Source organism: Micromonospora saelicesensis (assembly GCF_900091575.1).
Taxonomy (GTDB): domain Bacteria; phylum Actinomycetota; class Actinomycetes; order Mycobacteriales; family Micromonosporaceae; genus Micromonospora; species Micromonospora saelicesensis.
In genome coordinates this window covers 961,953-978,039 of sequence record NZ_FMCR01000001.1, presented here as the reverse complement: position 1 = coordinate 978,039, position 16,087 = coordinate 961,953, and the positions used below count along the sequence as shown (strand labels likewise).

Here is a 16,087-nt window from a genome sequence, read left to right as displayed (position 1 = left end):
CTGCTCTGCATATCGCCGCGCCGCTTATGGATGGCTGGCTGTCGACAGTGCGGCGGCCACCCGGGGTGCCTCGCGTCGGCCCTGCTCGCGGGCCGCGGCCACGAGCGCGGGCACGACGGAGCGGTCCATCACGGTGGTCCCCTGCGCTCGTTTGGAGGCCGGGTCCCGGAGCAGCAACTCCGCCCGGCGACCCGTTCCCAGCGCGGCTCGCTGCTTGTCGATGCGCGCCCAGGGCCCGATCGCGGCGGTGCTCGGTGCGAGGGCGATGACCGGGCCGTTTCCGGGGGCGAGGTCGAGGTTGAGGGTCGACCGCATGCCGCCGTCCATGTAGCGGCGGTCGCCGATGCTGACCGGGGCCGCGGAGATCGGCATGGCGCAGCTCGCGGCGACGGCGTCCACCAGGGGGACGCCGTCGTGCCGGGTGAGGGTGCGGCTGGCGCCGGTCCCGGTGTCGACGACCACGATGCGAAGGTCCACGTCGTCCGGCCAGGCGTGGTTGGGCAGGCGGGCCTCGGCTGTCCGGCGCTGCCGGGACGGGTCGTCGATGCGCGCGGCGAGGGCGAGTCGACCGAGGCGGCGAGCGGCCTGCTCGGGGCTGCGCGCGAACAGTTGTGCCCGCGCGAGCCGAAGCAGGTGGAGGAGGCCCGGTGCGGGTGAGGTTTCGTGGGCGACACCGCCGCGCTGGCGCTCGAAGAGGTCCGCGAGGGGGGTGCCGCTGGCGAGCTGGGCGCCGACAACGGCACCGGAGCTGGTGCCGATGAGGACGGCCTCCGGGGCCACTGTCACTCCCTCGTCCGCGAGCCCCGTGAGGATGCCGACCTCCCAGGCGATGCCGGCCACTCCGCCGCCGCCGAGCACCCAGATGGGCCGCGCGTCGTTCGTCATCAGTCGCCTCATTCGGTCGAATACTGCAAACGCTGTACGCAGTTTAAGGTAACAGTGGCGAAGATGGATTGACAACGGGCGATCAGGGCTCGCGTCGCCCGACGAGGATCCCGCCGAGCCGGCTCTCCGCCGAGGCGACGGTGGTCTGCGAGTCGACAGTGAAGCCGCTCTGGCGCAGCCAGGCGGCCACCTGGGCCGGCTGCCGACGATGGACGTGCACGTTCATCGGGTGTCCGCCGTAGCCCTCGGTCTTGAGGGTCGTTTCGTCGCCCACGTGGAAGCCGAGCAGCAGGGGGCCACCGGGGCGGACCACCCGCCGGAAGTGCGCGAACACGACGCCGATCTGGTCGTCGGGGATGTGGATGAGGGAGTACCAGGCGACCAGGCCGGCGACCGAGCCGTCGGCCAGATCGAGGTCGGTCATCGAGCCGACCTCGAACCTCAGCTCAGGGTGGTCACGGCGGGCCACGGCGATCATCCCGGGCGAGAGATCGATCCCGAAGGCGTCGACGCCGAGCGTGTGCAGGTGGGCGGTGATTCGCCCCGTTCCGCAGCCCACATCCGCGACCGGCCCGCCGCCGGCACCCTGCACGAGCTCGGCGAACGATGCCAGGGCGGCTCGTTCGTACGGTGCCTCCGCCAGGAGGTCACGGACCAGGTGCGCGTAGCTGACCGCGACCGTGTCGTAGGAAATGCGGGTCGCTGTCAACCACTCGTCTACGGTCACGAGTCCAACGCTAATTCAGCGTCACACTGATGCCTGACCTTGCCGGACCGACAGTTTGGAGGCGTCCACCCATGACTTCCGCACCGGTGATCGTGAGTCTGCCCATCTCCGACCGGGCTACCTCCTACCGCTTCTATCGCAACGGACTCGGCCTGGACGCCGTGGGCGAGTTGGCAGCCGATGGCATCCCGGAGCCGTTGCAGTTCGTGGTCAACGACGGCCTGCGGCTGATGCTCATCCCGACCGGCGGCTTCGGTTGGGTTATCGGCCGACACGAGGTCGCCCCGAGGGGTCAGAGCGAATGCCTGCTCAACCTTGGTGTCGCTGCGCCGACCGAAGTGGACGCGCTCGTCGAGCGGGCGCGCGCTGCCGGCGCCGAGATCATCACTGAGACGGCGGACCAACCCTGGGCTTACGCGGGCGTCTTCGCAGACCCCGACGGTCACTTGTGGATGGTGTCCGCCGACTCGGGGTCCTGAAACCGTCGGTGGTGGTGGTTACGGTCCGGCGGTGACCGTGACCACCGATGCCCCCGGGACGCTGCCCACTCCCGCCGACGAGGCCCGGCTCTGGGCACTCATCGACGCGGCCTGGGCCGGGTTGGGCGCCGAGCCCTTGGCGCTGCGGCAGGCCCTCGTCGAGCGCGACCCCGCCGGCGACGACGATGACGGTCCGTCCTACACGATCGACGCCTGGCTTGATGCCTTCCTGGACCACCTCGGGCAGCTGACCGTCGAGCTGACCGGGCAGGAGTTGACGGATCTCGACCGGGTGGTGGAGCGCAAGCTGCACGACATCGATCGGGAGGACATCCACGAGGTGACCGACGGGTCGGACGACGGCTTCCTCTACGCCAGGGGCTTCATCGTGGCCCTGGGGCGGTCGTACTACGAGGCGGTTCGCACCGACCCCGCGATGGCGCTGCTGGACGCCGACTGCGAAGGCATGTGCTACTTCTTCGCGCACCTGCACAACGACCGGTTCGGTTCCTGGCCGGAGACCGGCTCCGGGATCTCCCGGGAGTCGTTCGGCAACCCGGCCGGCTGGTCGGCCTGACCGGAGCCCGGCGAATCAGTCAGGGTCGTGCTCCCCGAGGTGGGGCTGCCTCCGTCGCCGCCCCACCGCGCCACAAGTGATCGAGCAGAGCCTCACGCCTTCTCAAGCACGATCAGGTGGTACTCCAGCCACCGCCGTGACAGTCCAGCCTGCAAGGCCGAACCGCCGATCATGTTGGCCCAGAACGGCATCTCGACAAGACGGTTGCGAAGCCGTGGAAGTAGGGCTGTGGCGCCGACGGCCAGCTTGATCACGCGGTCGCGGGGCCGTCCGAGGTGCAGGTACGGGGTGAGATCCAGGTCCTCGACCAGGCGCAAGCCGGCGCGTTCGGACATGGCGACCAACTCGGCCACGGTATGCAAGCTTCCGACACGCCAGCCGGCGCGGAACTGGTCGAGACAACGCTCCCGAGCGGCGAGCCCGCGATCCTTGTCGGTCGCCCAGTCGTCGCACAGGATGAGGCGACCTCCAGGGCGCAACCGATCCACCAGGGACGGGATCAGGTTCTCCAGCGACGGCGAGTGAACGACCGCCTCCACGGCGACCATTGCGTCGTAGTGCGGTTCCGCGGGCAGCTCGGCGAAGTCGGCACAGATCACGTCACAGCGGTCGGTCAGCCCTTCGCGGTCGAACCGCTTCGCTGCGATCTCGGCCTGCACTCGGCTGATGGTCACCCCGGAGACGAACCCGTCCACCTCGCGAGCCAAGCGAACCATCGTCCCGCCGACACCACAGCCAAGGTCGAGCACCCTTGCGCTTCCCGCAGGGACGTGTCCGCGCAAACGCTCGATCATGAGGCGGTTGACGGTGTCCATGGCCGCTGCCGTGTTCGCGACGTCCGGCGTCCACACGCCACGATGGATGGCGTCACTGCCTGGGCTCTCGGCAACCAAGAGGAACCGACGCGTGTTGTCGTCGTAGTAGTCAGCGACGCGACCAACATGGCCGGACGCACCCTGCTCAGTTGTCGAACTCATCGACGAAAGCTATCAGGCGACCGCCAGGGCCGTTGCTCTCGGTAAGCATGGGTTGACGAATCGATGTCGTCCGGCAGCGGGGTCAGACGTAGATCTTCGTGGCGTACGCCGGGCCGTAGTGCCGTTCCAGGTCTTCGAGGCTCTCCGTCGGGGCCTCGACCTCCTTGATCAGGCGTGCTCGGGACGGCAGTGCCTCGGGCTGCCAGGTCTCCGGCTGCCACAGCGCGGACCGCAGGAACGCCTTCGCGCAGTGGTAGAAGATCTGCTCGATCTCCACCACCACGGCGAGCACCGGTCGGTGCCCCTTGACCACCATGTCGTCGAACCAGGGCGCGTCACTGACCAGACGGGCTCGCCCGTTGATCCGCAACGTGTCGGTCCGTCCGGGGATCAGGAAGAGCAACCCGACGTGCGGGTTGTCGAGGATGTTGCGGTAGCCGTCGGCCCGCCTGTTGCCGGGCCGCTCGGGCAGCGCGATGGTCGTGTCGTCCAGCACCAGGGCGAACCCGGCCGGGTCGCCCTTGGGCGAGACGTCACAGCTGCCGTCCGCGCCGGCCGTGGCCATCAGACAGAACGGCGAGGCGCCCAGCCACTCGCGGTCCCGCTCGTGCAGCCGGGGGCGTTCCTTGTTGGCGGCCCGCGCGGTCGGGGCGCCGAGAAGCTCGCGCAACTCTTCGTGCGAGGTGATCTCCACCGTCACGTTGGTCCTCCCTCAGCCGTTGACCCGGTGGCAGGCACCACCGTCGTCAGCCTAGGCCGCCGTGACCAGCGCGAGGTTTGTGCCTGGTTGCCGGGGGTACGGCCTCACCCGACGCGCTCGCCGCACGAGACCGTTCCGCAGGACGCCGACCAGTGGAGGCCGGGAGATGGAGAGCCGACTCAAGGTACTGGGTCACCCAGTCCATCCGATGCTGGTGATGTTCCCGGTCGCGCTGCTGGCCACGGCCGTGCTGTTCGACGTGGTGGACACCGTCGGCGGTCCCGACTTCCTCGGCGAGGTCGCGTACTGGAACATCACCGTCGGCCTGATCGGCGGCCTGCTGGCCGCGGCGGCCGGCTCGTTCGACCTGCTGGCGATCCCGACCGGCACCCGCGCCAAGCGGGTGGGTCTGCTGCACGCGGGCGCCAACGTCGCGGTGATCCTGCTCTTCGCCGCCGTGTGGGCGGTGCGGCTCAACGCGGATTCCCGGGCCGCCGGCGGGGCACTGGTCGCCATCGAGGTGGTCGCGCTGGCGATTCTCGGCATCAGCGCCTGGCTCGGTGGTGAGCTGGTCGACCGGCTCGGCGTGGGCGTCGACAGCGACGCCGGCCTGGACGCGCCCAGCTCACTACGGCCGCCGGCGGCCACCCAGCGGATCGGAGAGGTGTGATGAGCGAGCAGCAGTCTGGCGGCTTCGGCCGGGGGTGGCGCGGCAGCCGGCAGCAGGGCTGGGACCCGATGGGGGAGTTGCAGTCGCTGCGCTCCGAGTTGAGTCGCCTGGTCGGTGGTCGCGGCGGGGCGTCCGACGTCGAGTTGACCGAGACCTCGGACGGCTGGGAGGTCGTCGTCCGGCTGCCCGGGGTGGCGCCGGAGGAGGTGGCCGTCGAGTTGGACGACCGCGAGTTGTGCGTGCGGGCCCGCTCGGAGGCGGAGGTCAACGCCGACCAGGGCATCCCCGGCGGCTTCGAGACGCGCGGCTTCGAATACCGGGTCAACCTGCCGGCGCGGGTCGACCCGGACACCATCGACGCGGTGATGGACCACGGCCTGCTCCGGGTCCGGCTGCCACGGGCGACCCGGCCCGCGCCGCGCACCATCACCGTCGGCCGCACCGGGCCGCGCTCCGGCGACCTCTCCACGGGTACGCCGATGCCAGCCGATCCCGCAGCGGACCGGGAGCTGCACCGCCCGGACACCGCCGGCGAGATCGACCGGCCGTAGCGGGTCGGGTGGTCACCCCGTCCGTGCTCGGTCCGACCGCCGAGCGCCTTCCCGACGTGCGGCGGATCGCCGTGCTGCGCGCCAACGCGCTCGGTGACTTCATCTTCGCCCTGCCGGCGCTGGACGCGTTGCGCAGCGCGTACCCCTCGGCGGAGATCGTGTTGCTCGGGGCGCCGTGGCACGCGAAGCTCTGGCGCGACCGGCCCGGCCCGGTGGACCGGGTGCTGGTGGTGCCGCCGGCAGCTGGCATCCGTACGCCGGAGCCGGGCGAGCCGGAGTCGTCGATGGACGACTTCGTGGCCACTGCCGCCGGTGCGGAATTCGACCTGGCGGTGCAGATCCACGGCGGGGGTGCCAACTCCAACCCGCTGATCAGTCGGCTCGGTGCCCGGTTGACCGTCGGCCTGCGCACCGACGACGCGCCGCCGCTGGACCGGTGGCTGCGCTACGTCTACTACCAGCACGAGGTGATCCGCTACCTGGAGGTGGTGGCGCTGGCAGGAGCGCCGGCCACCACCATCACGCCGACGCTGGCGGTGACCGACGCCGACCGGGCCGAGGCCGCCGAGGTGCTCGGCCCGGCGAGCCGGCCCCGGGTGGCGTTGCATCCGGGTGCGACCGACACCCGCCGCCGCTGGCCCGCCGAGCGCTTCGCCGAGGTGGCCCGTGCGCTGCACGAGGACGGCTACGAGGTGCTGGTCACCGGCACGCCCTCCGAGCAGGAGGTGGTGGATCGGGTCGTCGCTGCGGCGCAGGTGCCGGTGCGCCCACAGGTGGGCACGCTCAGCCTGGGTGGGCTGGTCGGCTGCTACGCCGACTGCGCGTTGGTCGTCTCGAACGACACCGGCCCGCTGCACCTGGCCGCCGCGGTGGGCGCGCCCACTGTGGGCATCTTCTGGGTCGGCAACCTGATCAACGGGGCCAGCCCGCTGCGGGGTCGGCACCGGCCGATCAGCTCGTGGACGGTGCACTGCCCGGTCTGCGGGGTGGACTGCACGCCGGGGATCTATCCGCACCGGCCCGGCGACGGTGAGTGCCCGCACCGGGACTCGTTCGTGACCGACGTACCGGTGATCGAGGTGCTGGAAGCCGCCCGGGAGTTGCTCACCCCGTAGGTCAGGCCGGCTGCGGGGTGTCCTCGTCGGCGAGGACGACCTCCCAAGCCTCCACGTCCCGGTCGGTGACCGTGGTGGGGGACTCCAGGTGGTACGCGCCGCTGGGCAGGATGCCCGCGCCGCCGTGGCGGGACAACACGGCGAGCTGCGCGGCCACGTCTTCGCCCTGGTGCTTCTCCTGCACCCGACGCCAGAAGTCGAAGCCGCCGGCGTCGACGAGCTTGGCCCGGTCGTAGAGCACGCACCCGCCGATCCAGGAGACCTTGTACGCCCGCCATGCGCCCGGCGGCAGCGCCAACTGCTCGGTGATGTGCAGCAGGTTCGCGGCCGAGTGGATCCGGGCTCGGTTCCACTCCGGGGTGTCGGGTCGGATCCGCTCCGGTGTGGGCGGCCCGGCCCACTCCTCGTAGTGGCCGTGCGATTCCGGCCGTACGTCGTCGGTGTACGAGAGCCCGTGCACGCCGTTGCCGACGAACCCGCAGCCCAGCTCACCGATCGCGGTGACCAGTCGGTGCAGCGCACCCGGTTCCAGCCAGATGTCGTCGTCGAGGCTGAGGACGTACCGGGCGGCCGAGGCGGCGAGCAGGTACGCCCGGTGTTCGGCCAACCCCCGTCGGGGCAGCCGGCGGGTCAGCAGCACCGGGTGGCCCCGGTGGCGCAGCGCCCGGACCATGGTGGCCGCGGCGGGATGCGTGTACGCCGGATCCCCGTCGGACTGATCGCTGACGACCACGCCGAAGCCCGGTACCCCGTCCTGGGCGGCGAGCCCGCCCAGGGTGACGGCCAGCTCGGCGGGCCGGTTCCGGGTCGGAATCAGCACGTCCACCAACCGGTCGGCGCGGAACTCCTCCGGGGTGCCGAGGTCGAGGGGGCGGTTCACGACGCCTGGGTGCGGGTGCGCAGCGACGGGTCGGGCTCCGCTTCGTTGACGTGTGGCGACGGGTCCTGACTGTGCGACCGGATCCGCTCGATGATCGCGGAGGTGGACCGGTCCGGCACGTACCCCAGGGTGCGCACCTGGCCGCCCAGCCGGCGCACCAGCGGCGCCTCCGGCACCAGCTCCGGCGGATAGTCGCCGCCCTTGACGTACACGTCCGGTCGGACGGCCTCGATCAGCGCGGCCGGTGAGTCCTCCTCGAAGACCACCACGTGGTCCACGCAGGCGAGCGCGGCGAGCAGGGCACCCCGGTCCTCGACCGGGTTGACCGGCCGGTCCGGGCCCTTCAGCCGTCGTACGCTGCCGTCCGAGTTGACCGCCACGATGAGCAGGTCGCCCAACGCGCGGGCCTGCTCCAGGTAGCGCACATGCCCGCGATGCAGCACGTCGAAGCATCCGTTGGTGAAGACCACCGACCGTCCCGCCTCGCGGTACTCGGCGACGATCGCGTCCAACTCGTCGCCGCTGACCAGCGCGGGGTGGCTCGTGGTGTCTGTTGGCTGATCCAACGCGGCGAGCAGGTCGTCCCGTCGGCAGACGCAGGTGCCGGTGTCCGAGACGGTGATGGTGGCCGCGAGCTGGGCGAGTTGGGCGGCCGTGGGCAGGGGAGCGTCGGCGGCCAGGGCCAACGTCATCGCCGCCAGGTACGCGTCGCCGGCACCCACGGCGTGGCTTGCCGGCACCGGAGTGCTGTGGCTGCGTCGTGGCTCCCCGTCGGCGCCGCCGACCACCGCACCCTCGGTGTCCAGGGTCACCGCGACCACGTCGGCACCGGTGTGCGCACGCAGTTCGGCCAGCCGCGACCTGGCCAGGACGGCCCGGTCGACGCCCTCTCCGGCCCGGGTGTTCACTGTGACGCCGGTGCCGGTGACGCTGAGCCCGTCACCGGTGAGGGCGACCCGTCCCTCGCCCGGGGTGGGCTCGCCGACCGGCCCCGGGCGGTCGGCCCGGGTCAACTCGGCGGCGGTGTCGTCGGCGCGTACCGCCCCCGGGGCCGCGCCGACGGTCATCTCGGACGGCCCGTCGACCGGGTCGCCGTCCGGGTGTTCCAGGTGCAGTTCGGTCCCGCCGGTCGGTCGGGTCGTACCGCCTGCGCGGGCCAACAGTCGGGTCGCCTCGGCGAAGCTGGGGGTGACCACTGTCGGCGCGAGGCCCCGCCAGTCGGCCAGGTCGTGGGCGTCCAGCGCGACTGTGGCGTACCGCTGGCGGTTCTCGACCAGCCACGCGCGGACCGGCGCGGGCAGCGCGCCCAGGCCGTAGTCGCAGACCACAAGGGTCGGCGGCTCCCCACCGGCGGCGGCGCGCAACTCCTCGGTGGCGCAGCTCAGGGCGGTGAGCAGCCGGCTCACCCCGTCGTGGTCCAGCGCGTCCTCCGGGTCGCCGGAGTCCTCACGCAGCAGGATCTGGTTGCCGGCCAACATGCGCCGCTTGACCGGGGTGGGTCGCCCAGGCTGGTTGACGGTGCGGTCCCAGACGCTCGCGCGGTCCAGGCAGTCGTGCAGTTCGTCCCCGGCGACGTCGGCGCCGACCGGTGCCACCAGCACCGCCCGGCCGCCGAGGGCGGCGACGTTGACGGCGGTGTTCGCGGCCCCACCCGCGGCGGAGATCCGCCGGCGCAGGGTGAGGACCGGGGCGGGCGCCTCCCGGCAGAGCCGGTCGGAGTCGGCGAACCGCCATTCGTCCAACATGGCGTCACCGACGATCAGGACTGGGCGTCCGAGCCAGCTCTCCACGACGGTGGCGAACCGGCGCTGCTCCGCTGCTGCTCCTGCCATGCCTCCCCGGGTCCCCAGCGGCCTGGCGGACAAACCTGCGCGCCGACCGGTCCCGCCGCTGGTCAGGTGGTCTTCGACGGCTCCTGACCGGTCCTCACCGGTCCGAACCTGTCCGACCTGTTTCGGGCGTTCGAGGGCGGGAAGGGGATTGAGGTACCCCCGGAAAGGAGATGTACCGAGATGACAGCGACATTGCAGGGCAAGCGGATCGCCTTCCTGGCCGCCGACGGCGTCGAGGAGGTCGAGTACGTCCAGCCACGCGAGGCGGTCGAGAACGCCGGCGCGACGGCCGAGCTGGTCTCGCTGAAGCCCGGTTCCATCCAGTCCTTCAACCACCTGGACCACTCCAAGACGTACGACGTGGACGTCACCGTCGACAAGGCCGACGCCGCCGGCTACGACGCGCTGGTGCTGCCCGGAGGGGTGGCGAATCCGGACTTCCTGCGGGGCGACCCGGACGCGGTGCGGTTCGTGAAGGCGTTCTTCGACGCGGGCAAGCCCGTCGGGGTGATCTGTCACGGCCCGTGGACGCTGATCGAGGCGGACGTGGTGCGCGGCCGGAGGATCACCTCCTGGCCGACCCTGCGTACCGACCTGACCAACGCCGGGGCCACCTGGGTGGACGAGGAGTGCGTCACCGACGGCAACCTGACCAGCAGCCGCAAACCCGACGATCTCCCCGCCTTCTGCGCAGCAATCACCAAAACCTTCACCACCACCCCCTAACCCCTCAGACCCGGCCCTCCCCCGGGGCCCTTGCCCCGGTGATCAAGAGGTTTGCGTCAGGAACGCCGTGCGTCATGACGCAAACCTCTTGATCAACGCCAGGAGGCGGGAGCGCTGGGGGCGGGAGCGCGGAGCGGGTGCGGTACCGGGTTGGTTTTTTGATGGTTCTGCGCATGTTCTGCGGCTCGCGGGATAGAAGGCCACATGACCACCGAAGCCTCAGATGCGCCGGTGCTGAACCGTCAGCAGATCCGGCTGCTCATGTTGGGCCTGATGACCGGCATGCTGCTGGCCGCACTCGACCAGACCATCGTCGGTACGGCGCTGCCGACCATCGTGGGCGAGTTGGGCGGGATCAACCACTACTCCTGGGTGGTCACCGCGTACCTGCTCGCCTCGACCGCGTCGACGCCGCTCTACGGCAAGATGGCCGACCTGTACGGGCGTCGGCCGGTCTTCCTCTTCTCGATCGGCACGTTCCTGCTCGGGTCGTTGCTGGCCGGGCTGTCGCAGAACATGACCCAGCTGATCGTCACCCGGGGCATCCAGGGTCTGGGTGCCGGTGGTCTGCTGACGCTCGCGTTCACCATCATCTCGGACGTGGTGTCACCCCGGGAGCGTGGTCGGTACCAGGGCCTGTTCGGCGCGGTCTTCGGGATCTCGTCGGTCGCCGGGCCGCTGGTGGGCGGTTACTTCGCGGAGACCGACTGGCGGTGGATCTTCTACATCAACGTGCCGCTGGCGATCCTGGCGATCGTCGTCTGCTACCACGTGATGCGGTTGATCCCGTTCGAACGTCGGGACCACTCGATCGACTGGCTCGGCGCCGGCCTGCTGGTGGCCGGGGTGAGTTCGCTGCTGCTCGCGCTGAGCTGGGGCGGCAACGAGTACGCCTGGGGCTCCGGCGTGATCATCGGGCTCTTCGTGGCCGGCGTGGTGCTGGGGGTGCTCTTCGTCCTCCAGGAGGCCCGGGTGGCCGAGCCGATCCTGCCGCTGCGGCTGTTCCGGAGCGCCACCTTCGCGTTGGCCAACTCGGCCCTGCTCATCATCGGTCTGGTGATGTTCGGGTCGATCATCTTCATCCCGCTGTACCTGCAGATCGTGAAGGGCGCCTCGCCGACCCGCAGCGGTCTGCTGATGCTGCCGATGATGGCCGGCATCATCATCACCTCGATCCTGACCGGCCGCGCGATGACCAGGATCGGCCGCTACAAGTGGTTCCCGGTGGCCGGTTCGGCGACCCTCCTGGTCGGCATGTTCCTCTTCACCCAGCTGGAGGTGGCCACCTCGCTCTGGGTGGCGTTCGGGTACATGGTGGTGATCGGCGTCGGGCTGGGTCTGTGTATGCAGTCGCTGATCCTGGCGGTACAGAACGCGGTCTCGGTCCGCGACCTGGGTGCCGGCACCTCCTCGGCGACCTTCTTCCGGTCGCTGGGCGGTTCGTTCGGGGTGGCGATCCTCGGCACGGTGCTCTCGTCCCGGCTGACCAGCGGACTCGCCGACCGGTTGCCCGGCGCGATCGCGCAGCTTCCGCCGCAGGAGCAGGCCGCGGTGGCGGCGAGTGGCGGCGCCAACATCTCGATCAATGATCCGGCCACCATCCTGGCCCTGCCGGGGCCGGTGCGCGCGGCCATCCAGGGCGCCTTCGTCGACGCGCTGGACATGGTCTTCCTGACCGCCGGCCTGATCGCGATCGTCGCGGTGGTGGTCACCCTGACGCTGCCCAACACGCAGCTTCGGGGTGCCGGCCCGCTGGGTGCCACCGGTGGTGCCGACCCGCTCGGCGGGGAGGCCCCGGCTCCGGGCGGCAAGCCGTTGACCCGCGAGTCGAAGGAGGAGGCCGCCGCCGACATGGAGGCCAAGTCCCAGACGATGATCTGAGCGTCTCGACACCGACCGCCCCGGACCGCGCTCCGGGGCGGTCAGGCGGGGCGGCGGTAGGCGCCGTACCACCAGGTCGCGGCCAACTCCCGGGCGGCTGCCGCGTCGGTCTCGGGGTCGGCCGGGGTCGTGCTGACGTGGTCGGCGAGGAAGCGGTCGCCGCCGACCACGATCAGCCGGCTGGCCGTCGTCACGTCCAGATCGGCGGGGGTACGCCCGGCCTGCTGCTCGATCCGGAGCGCGTCCACGGTGCGGGCCACGAACTGCTCCAGCCCTGCCGCCCAGTACTCCCGGACCGCCTCGTCGTACGCGGCGACCTCGCTGACCGCGGCCAGCACCGGGGCGTACGTCCGGTATATCCGGATCACGTCGGTGAAGACCTCGGTCAGCCGCGCGAGCGGGTCGCCGGGGTCGCCCGGGTCCCACTCGCCGGTGCGGTCGAACGAACTCTCCCGCATGGTGCCGGCGAGGCGCATGAGCAGCTCGGTCTTGTCCCGGAAGTGGGTGTAGAAGGTCGACCGCGCCACGCCGGCCTCGGCGGCGATCCGCTGTACGCCGAGGTCGGTGAAGCGGATCCCCTCCTTCAGGAGCCGTTCGGTGGCCGCCAGCACCCGCGCTTCGACGGCCGCGCGTCCGTCGGGATTGCGCGGGCGGCGGCGGGTGATCGAGGGCATAGCCGGAATCCTAGGTGGCCGGGGGTCGGCTAGGCGACGTACGCTCGTTGCCGGACACAGTGTCCGACATAGTGACCACGGAGTGCCTGACCTCGGCCTCCGACCCACCACGAGGAGCGACACACGTGAAGTACCGACTGCTGGGCACCACCGGGGTGTACGTCTCGGAGATCTCGCTCGGCGCGATGACCTTCGGCGGCAGCGGGCACCCGCTCTGGGGCACCCTGGGTGGGCTGGCGCTGCCCGAGGTGCAGCGGCTGGTGGACACCGCGCTGGACGCGGGCGTCAACTTCGTCGACACCGCCGACGGCTACAGCGACGGCGAGAGCGAGGAACTGCTCGGCAAGGCGCTCGGCAAGCGGCGTCGCGACGTCGTACTGGCGACGAAGGTGCACTCCCGGACGGGCCCCGGCCCGAACGACGTCGGCACCTCCCGGCTGCACATCATGCAGAACCTGGAGGACAGCCTGCGTCGGCTGGGCACCGATCACATCGACCTGTACCAGATCCACAACTTCGACCAGATCACTCCCATGGAGGAGATGCTGCGCGCGCTCGACGACGCGGTCCGGCAGGGCAAGGTCCGCTACATCGGTGCCGCCAACTTCGCCGCCTGGCAGATCTCCAAGGCGCTGGGTATCTCCGCCCGGGAGAAGTTGGCCGGGTTCGTCTCGGTGCAGGAGTACTACTCGCTGCTGGGCCGGGACGTGGAGCGCGACGTGGTGCCGATGGCGCTCAACGAGGGTGTCGGGCTGACCGTCTGGAGCCCGCTCGCCGGTGGTTTCCTCTCCGGCAAGGTCAGCCGGGACGGTGCCGTCGCCGACACTGGCGCGCGGAGCGCCCAGCCCGGGTACGCCAGCTTCACCCCGTTCGACCCGGAGCACGCCTTCGGCGTCGTCGACGTGCTCAAGGGTGTTGCCGAGCGGCACGAGGTGAGCCCGGCCCGGGTGGCGGTCGCCTGGCTGCTGTCCCGACCTGCCGTGACCAGCGTGATCGTCGGTGCCCGCAAGCACGAGCAGTTGGTCGACAACATCGCCGCCTCGGATCTCACGCTGACCGAGCAGGACCTCACCGAGCTGGACGAGGCCACCAAGCTGCCGGTCGCGTACCCGAACTGGATCCAGGAAGGGTTCTTCGCGGGGCTCCGCCTGCCGCAGTGAGGCAGGGCCCCGGGGTCGATGGCTCCGGGGCCGCCCTACTTGAGGATGAGCCGGTTCGTCTGCTCGAAGACGTCCAGGTCGGCCAGGGTCTCGATGACCGAGGTGGAGAGTGGGGCGGGAAGCCGGTCGCGGGCGAAGAAGCCGGCGTCGGTGGTCTCGTCGGTGACCCGGGCCAACTGCCCGTCCCACTCCTCCACCTTGAACGCGGTCGTGAACACCTGGTACGTGTGGCCGTACATGTTGGTGCTCGTCCGGTCCGGGCCGGTGTAGAGGGCGAACGCGCAGACCCGCAGCGCGCGCAGCCCGGTCTCCTCACGGACCTCGCGTACGGCGCAGTCGGCGATCGACTCGCCCAGTTCCATCGCGCCGGCCGGCATGGCCCACTGCCCGTTGTCCGAGCGTTTGATCAGCAGAATGCGTCCGGCGTCGTCGTTGACCACGGCACGGGCGCCGACGAACATCAGCGTCCGGTCCCCGGCGAGCGCGCGTAACTGCCCCACGTATGAGTCGGCCCAGGAGATGCTCACCTGCGACAACTTACGGGGGTTCCCAACGTGTGACCGCCGACACTAGCTTGTTACCCATGCGTAGCACGATGATGGACGCCCCTCTGCAGATCTCCCGGATCCTCGACCACGGTGCACTGGTGCACGGCACGGCCGAGGTGGTCACCTGGACGGGCGCCGAACCCCGCCGGATGACGTACGCCGAGGTGGGCCGGGCCGCCGCCCGGCTGGCACACGGGCTGCGCGACGAGTGTGGGGTGACCGGCGACGAGCGGGTCGCGACCTTCATGTGGAACAACAACGAGCACCTGGTCGCCTACTTCGCGGTGCCGAGCATGGGCGCGGTGCTGCACACGCTCAACATCCGGCTCTTTCCCGACCAGGTCGTCTACATCGCCAACCACGCCGAGGACCGGGTGGTCCTCGTCGACAGCACGCTGATCCCGCTGCTGGCCCGGGTGATCGGTGAGCTGACCACGGTGCGGCACGTCGTGGTGGTCGGCGGTGGTGACCCGGCGCCGCTGGTGGCGGCGGCCGGCGACCGGATCACGGTGCACCACTGGGACGCGTTGCTCGCCGACCGGCCCGACACGTACGACTGGCCCGAGGTGGACGAGCGCGACGCCGCCGCGCTCTGCTACACATCGGGCACCACCGGCAACCCGAAGGGCGTGGCCTACTCGCACCGGTCGATCTATCTGCACTCGTTGCAGGTCTGCATGCCGGAGGGTTTCGGCCTCGGCCCGACCGACCGCGAGTTGGCCATCGTGCCGATGTTCCACGCCATGTCCTGGGGCCTGCCCTACGCGGCCTTCCTCTCCGGCGCGTCGCTGATCATGCCGGACCGGTTCCTCCAGGCCGCGCCGATCGCCGAGATGATCGCCGCCGAGCGGCCCACCCTGGCCGGCGCGGTGCCGACCATCTGGACCGACCTGCTGGCCTACCTGGACACCCACGACGTGGACACCTCCTCGCTCGGTGAGGTGATCGTCGGCGGGTCGGCGTGCCCACCGGCGCTGATGCACGCGTTCGACGAGCGGCACGGAATCGACGTCATCCACGCCTGGGGGATGACCGAGATGTCCCCGCTGGGGTCGGTCTCGCGTCCGCCCGCCGGTGCGTCCGGTGAGCAGGCCTGGCGCTACCGCTACACCCAGGGGCGGGTGCCGGCGGGCGTACAGGCGCGGATCGTCGGCCCGTCGGGCGACCCGATGCCCGCCGACGGCACGGCCGTGGGCGAGCTGGAGGTCCGAGGGCCGTGGGTGACCGCCCGGTACGTCGGTGACGACGCCCCGGACGAGGAGAAGTTCCGCGACGGCTGGCTGCGTACCGGCGACGTGGGCACCCTCTCGCCGGACGGGTACATCAACCTGACCGACCGCGCCAAGGACGTGATCAAGTCCGGTGGTGAGTGGATCTCGTCGGTGGAGTTGGAGAACGCGCTGATGGCCCACCCGGCGGTGCTGGAGGCGTGCGTGGTGGGGGTCCCGGACGAGCGATGGGACGAACGCCCGCTGGCCACCGTGGTGGTCCGGGAGGGCGCTTCGGTGACCGCCGAGGAGTTGCGGGACTTCCTGGCCGGGTCGGTGGCGCGCTGGCAGTTGCCCGAGCGCTGGGCGTTCATCGACACGGTGCCGAAGACGAGCGTCGGCAAGTTCGACAAGAAGGTCGTCCGTTCGCGGTACGCCGGGGGCGAGCTGAGTGTCCGGGAGCTGACAGCCCCGTAACGTTTTCCCCGGCACTGTCG

General features: G+C 70.8%; 17 protein-coding genes. 9 read left to right on the top strand and 8 right to left on the bottom strand.

Annotated elements, in window-relative coordinates; translation table 11 throughout:
• Positions 1–24: 24 nt before the first annotated feature.
• Positions 25–885: a patatin-like phospholipase family protein gene (locus GA0070561_RS04650; RefSeq protein WP_167362337.1), complete on the bottom strand. Its 861-nt coding sequence runs from the start codon at positions 883–885 to the stop codon at positions 25–27.
• 82 nt (positions 886–967) lie between these two features.
• Positions 968–1,612, bottom strand: coding sequence for a class I SAM-dependent DNA methyltransferase (locus tag GA0070561_RS04645; RefSeq protein WP_091395382.1), 645 nt, complete (start codon positions 1,610–1,612; stop codon positions 968–970).
• A gap of 29 nt (positions 1,613–1,641) precedes the next feature.
• Between GA0070561_RS04645 and GA0070561_RS04640 the strand changes: the two genes are divergently transcribed.
• Positions 1,642–2,091: a VOC family protein gene (locus GA0070561_RS04640; protein ID WP_244166058.1), complete on the top strand. Its 450-nt coding sequence runs from the start codon at positions 1,642–1,644 to the stop codon at positions 2,089–2,091.
• Between the two features lie 31 nt (positions 2,092–2,122).
• The gene (locus tag GA0070561_RS04635) at positions 2,123–2,668 is read left to right on the top strand and encodes a DUF4240 domain-containing protein (protein WP_091395379.1); all 546 of its coding nucleotides are present in this window, start codon (positions 2,123–2,125) and stop codon (positions 2,666–2,668) included.
• A 92-nt stretch (positions 2,669–2,760) separates the two neighbouring features.
• Here the strand turns inward: GA0070561_RS04635 and GA0070561_RS04630 are convergent, their stop codons facing one another.
• Together GA0070561_RS04630 and GA0070561_RS04625 are read right to left on the bottom strand one after the other, a co-directional pair.
• Complete coding sequence (locus tag GA0070561_RS04630; protein ID WP_091395376.1) at positions 2,761–3,645, bottom strand: class I SAM-dependent methyltransferase; 885 nt, start codon at positions 3,643–3,645, stop codon at positions 2,761–2,763.
• A gap of 82 nt (positions 3,646–3,727) precedes the next feature.
• Positions 3,728–4,345: a pyridoxamine 5'-phosphate oxidase family protein gene (locus GA0070561_RS04625; protein WP_091395373.1), complete on the bottom strand. Its 618-nt coding sequence runs from the start codon at positions 4,343–4,345 to the stop codon at positions 3,728–3,730.
• A 166-nt stretch (positions 4,346–4,511) separates the two neighbouring features.
• On the opposite strand from GA0070561_RS04625, the gene GA0070561_RS04620 reads away from it, so the two are divergent.
• From GA0070561_RS04620 to GA0070561_RS04610, 3 genes are read left to right on the top strand one after another with little or no spacing between them, the layout of a single operon-like run.
• Positions 4,512–5,015: a DUF2231 domain-containing protein gene (locus GA0070561_RS04620; protein ID WP_091395370.1), complete on the top strand. Its 504-nt coding sequence runs from the start codon at positions 4,512–4,514 to the stop codon at positions 5,013–5,015.
• Positions 5,015–5,566, top strand: coding sequence for an Hsp20/alpha crystallin family protein (locus tag GA0070561_RS04615; RefSeq protein WP_091395367.1), 552 nt, complete (start codon positions 5,015–5,017; stop codon positions 5,564–5,566). Before GA0070561_RS04620 ends, GA0070561_RS04615 begins: the two co-directional genes overlap by 1 nt.
• Before the next feature lie 8 nt (positions 5,567–5,574).
• Positions 5,575–6,681: a glycosyltransferase family 9 protein gene (locus tag GA0070561_RS04610; protein WP_091395364.1), complete on the top strand. Its 1,107-nt coding sequence runs from the start codon at positions 5,575–5,577 to the stop codon at positions 6,679–6,681.
• 1 nt (position 6,682) lies between these two features.
• On the opposite strand, the gene GA0070561_RS04605 is transcribed toward GA0070561_RS04610, so the two are convergent.
• A complete protein-coding gene (locus GA0070561_RS04605) occupies positions 6,683–7,561 on the bottom strand; it encodes a glycosyltransferase family 2 protein (RefSeq protein ID WP_091395361.1) in 879 nt (292 codons plus the stop codon).
• Positions 7,558–9,393 carry a D-glycero-beta-D-manno-heptose 1-phosphate adenylyltransferase gene (rfaE2, locus tag GA0070561_RS04600; protein ID WP_091395358.1) on the bottom strand — a complete coding sequence of 612 codons (1,836 nt, stop codon included), beginning with the start codon at positions 9,391–9,393 and terminating at the stop codon, positions 7,558–7,560. Before rfaE2 ends, GA0070561_RS04605 begins: the two co-directional genes overlap by 4 nt.
• A 180-nt stretch (positions 9,394–9,573) precedes the next feature.
• Here rfaE2 and GA0070561_RS04595 point away from each other — a divergent pair, with 180 nt between their 5' ends.
• Together GA0070561_RS04595 and GA0070561_RS04590 are read left to right on the top strand one after the other, a co-directional pair.
• Complete coding sequence (locus GA0070561_RS04595) at positions 9,574–10,119, top strand: type 1 glutamine amidotransferase domain-containing protein (protein ID WP_091395355.1); 546 nt, start codon at positions 9,574–9,576, stop codon at positions 10,117–10,119.
• Positions 10,120–10,323: 204 nt separating this feature from the next.
• Complete coding sequence (locus GA0070561_RS04590) at positions 10,324–12,000, top strand: MDR family MFS transporter (protein ID WP_091395352.1); 1,677 nt, start codon at positions 10,324–10,326, stop codon at positions 11,998–12,000.
• Positions 12,001–12,041: 41 nt separating this feature from the next.
• On the opposite strand, the gene GA0070561_RS04585 is transcribed toward GA0070561_RS04590, so the two are convergent.
• A complete protein-coding gene (locus GA0070561_RS04585; protein WP_091395350.1) occupies positions 12,042–12,674 on the bottom strand; it encodes a TetR/AcrR family transcriptional regulator in 633 nt (210 codons plus the stop codon).
• Positions 12,675–12,799: 125 nt separating this feature from the next.
• Here GA0070561_RS04585 and GA0070561_RS04580 point away from each other — a divergent pair, with 125 nt between their 5' ends.
• Complete coding sequence (locus GA0070561_RS04580; RefSeq protein WP_091395347.1) at positions 12,800–13,834, top strand: aldo/keto reductase; 1,035 nt, start codon at positions 12,800–12,802, stop codon at positions 13,832–13,834.
• A gap of 35 nt (positions 13,835–13,869) precedes the next feature.
• On the opposite strand, the gene GA0070561_RS04575 is transcribed toward GA0070561_RS04580, so the two are convergent.
• Entirely contained in the window at positions 13,870–14,361 is a 492-nt protein-coding gene (locus tag GA0070561_RS04575) for an NUDIX domain-containing protein (protein WP_091395344.1), read from the bottom strand.
• A gap of 71 nt (positions 14,362–14,432) precedes the next feature.
• Between GA0070561_RS04575 and GA0070561_RS04570 the strand changes: the two genes are divergently transcribed.
• Positions 14,433–16,067: a fatty acid--CoA ligase gene (locus tag GA0070561_RS04570; RefSeq protein ID WP_208603701.1), complete on the top strand. Its 1,635-nt coding sequence runs from the start codon at positions 14,433–14,435 to the stop codon at positions 16,065–16,067.
• Positions 16,068–16,087 lie beyond the last annotated feature (20 nt).

Bases quoted from the DNA above. Each gene is read 5' to 3' on its own strand.
- rfaE2 (WP_091395358.1), bottom strand. From the start codon at position 9,393: ATGGCAGGAGCAGCAGCGGAGCAGCGCCGGTTCGCCACCGTCGTGGAG.
- GA0070561_RS04620 (WP_091395370.1), top strand. From the start codon at position 4,512: ATGGAGAGCCGACTCAAGGTACTGGGTCACCCAGTCCATCCGATGCTG.
- GA0070561_RS04615 (WP_091395367.1), top strand. From the start codon at position 5,015: ATGAGCGAGCAGCAGTCTGGCGGCTTCGGCCGGGGGTGGCGCGGCAGC.
- GA0070561_RS04585 (WP_091395350.1), bottom strand. From the start codon at position 12,674: ATGCCCTCGATCACCCGCCGCCGCCCGCGCAATCCCGACGGACGCGCG.
- GA0070561_RS04630 (WP_091395376.1), bottom strand. From the start codon at position 3,645: ATGAGTTCGACAACTGAGCAGGGTGCGTCCGGCCATGTTGGTCGCGTC.
- GA0070561_RS04590 (WP_091395352.1), top strand. From the start codon at position 10,324: ATGACCACCGAAGCCTCAGATGCGCCGGTGCTGAACCGTCAGCAGATC.
- GA0070561_RS04640 (WP_244166058.1), top strand. From the start codon at position 1,642: ATGCCTGACCTTGCCGGACCGACAGTTTGGAGGCGTCCACCCATGACT.
- GA0070561_RS04595 (WP_091395355.1), top strand. From the start codon at position 9,574: ATGACAGCGACATTGCAGGGCAAGCGGATCGCCTTCCTGGCCGCCGAC.
- GA0070561_RS04650 (WP_167362337.1), bottom strand. From the start codon at position 885: ATGACGAACGACGCGCGGCCCATCTGGGTGCTCGGCGGCGGCGGAGTG.
- GA0070561_RS04570 (WP_208603701.1), top strand. From the start codon at position 14,433: ATGGACGCCCCTCTGCAGATCTCCCGGATCCTCGACCACGGTGCACTG.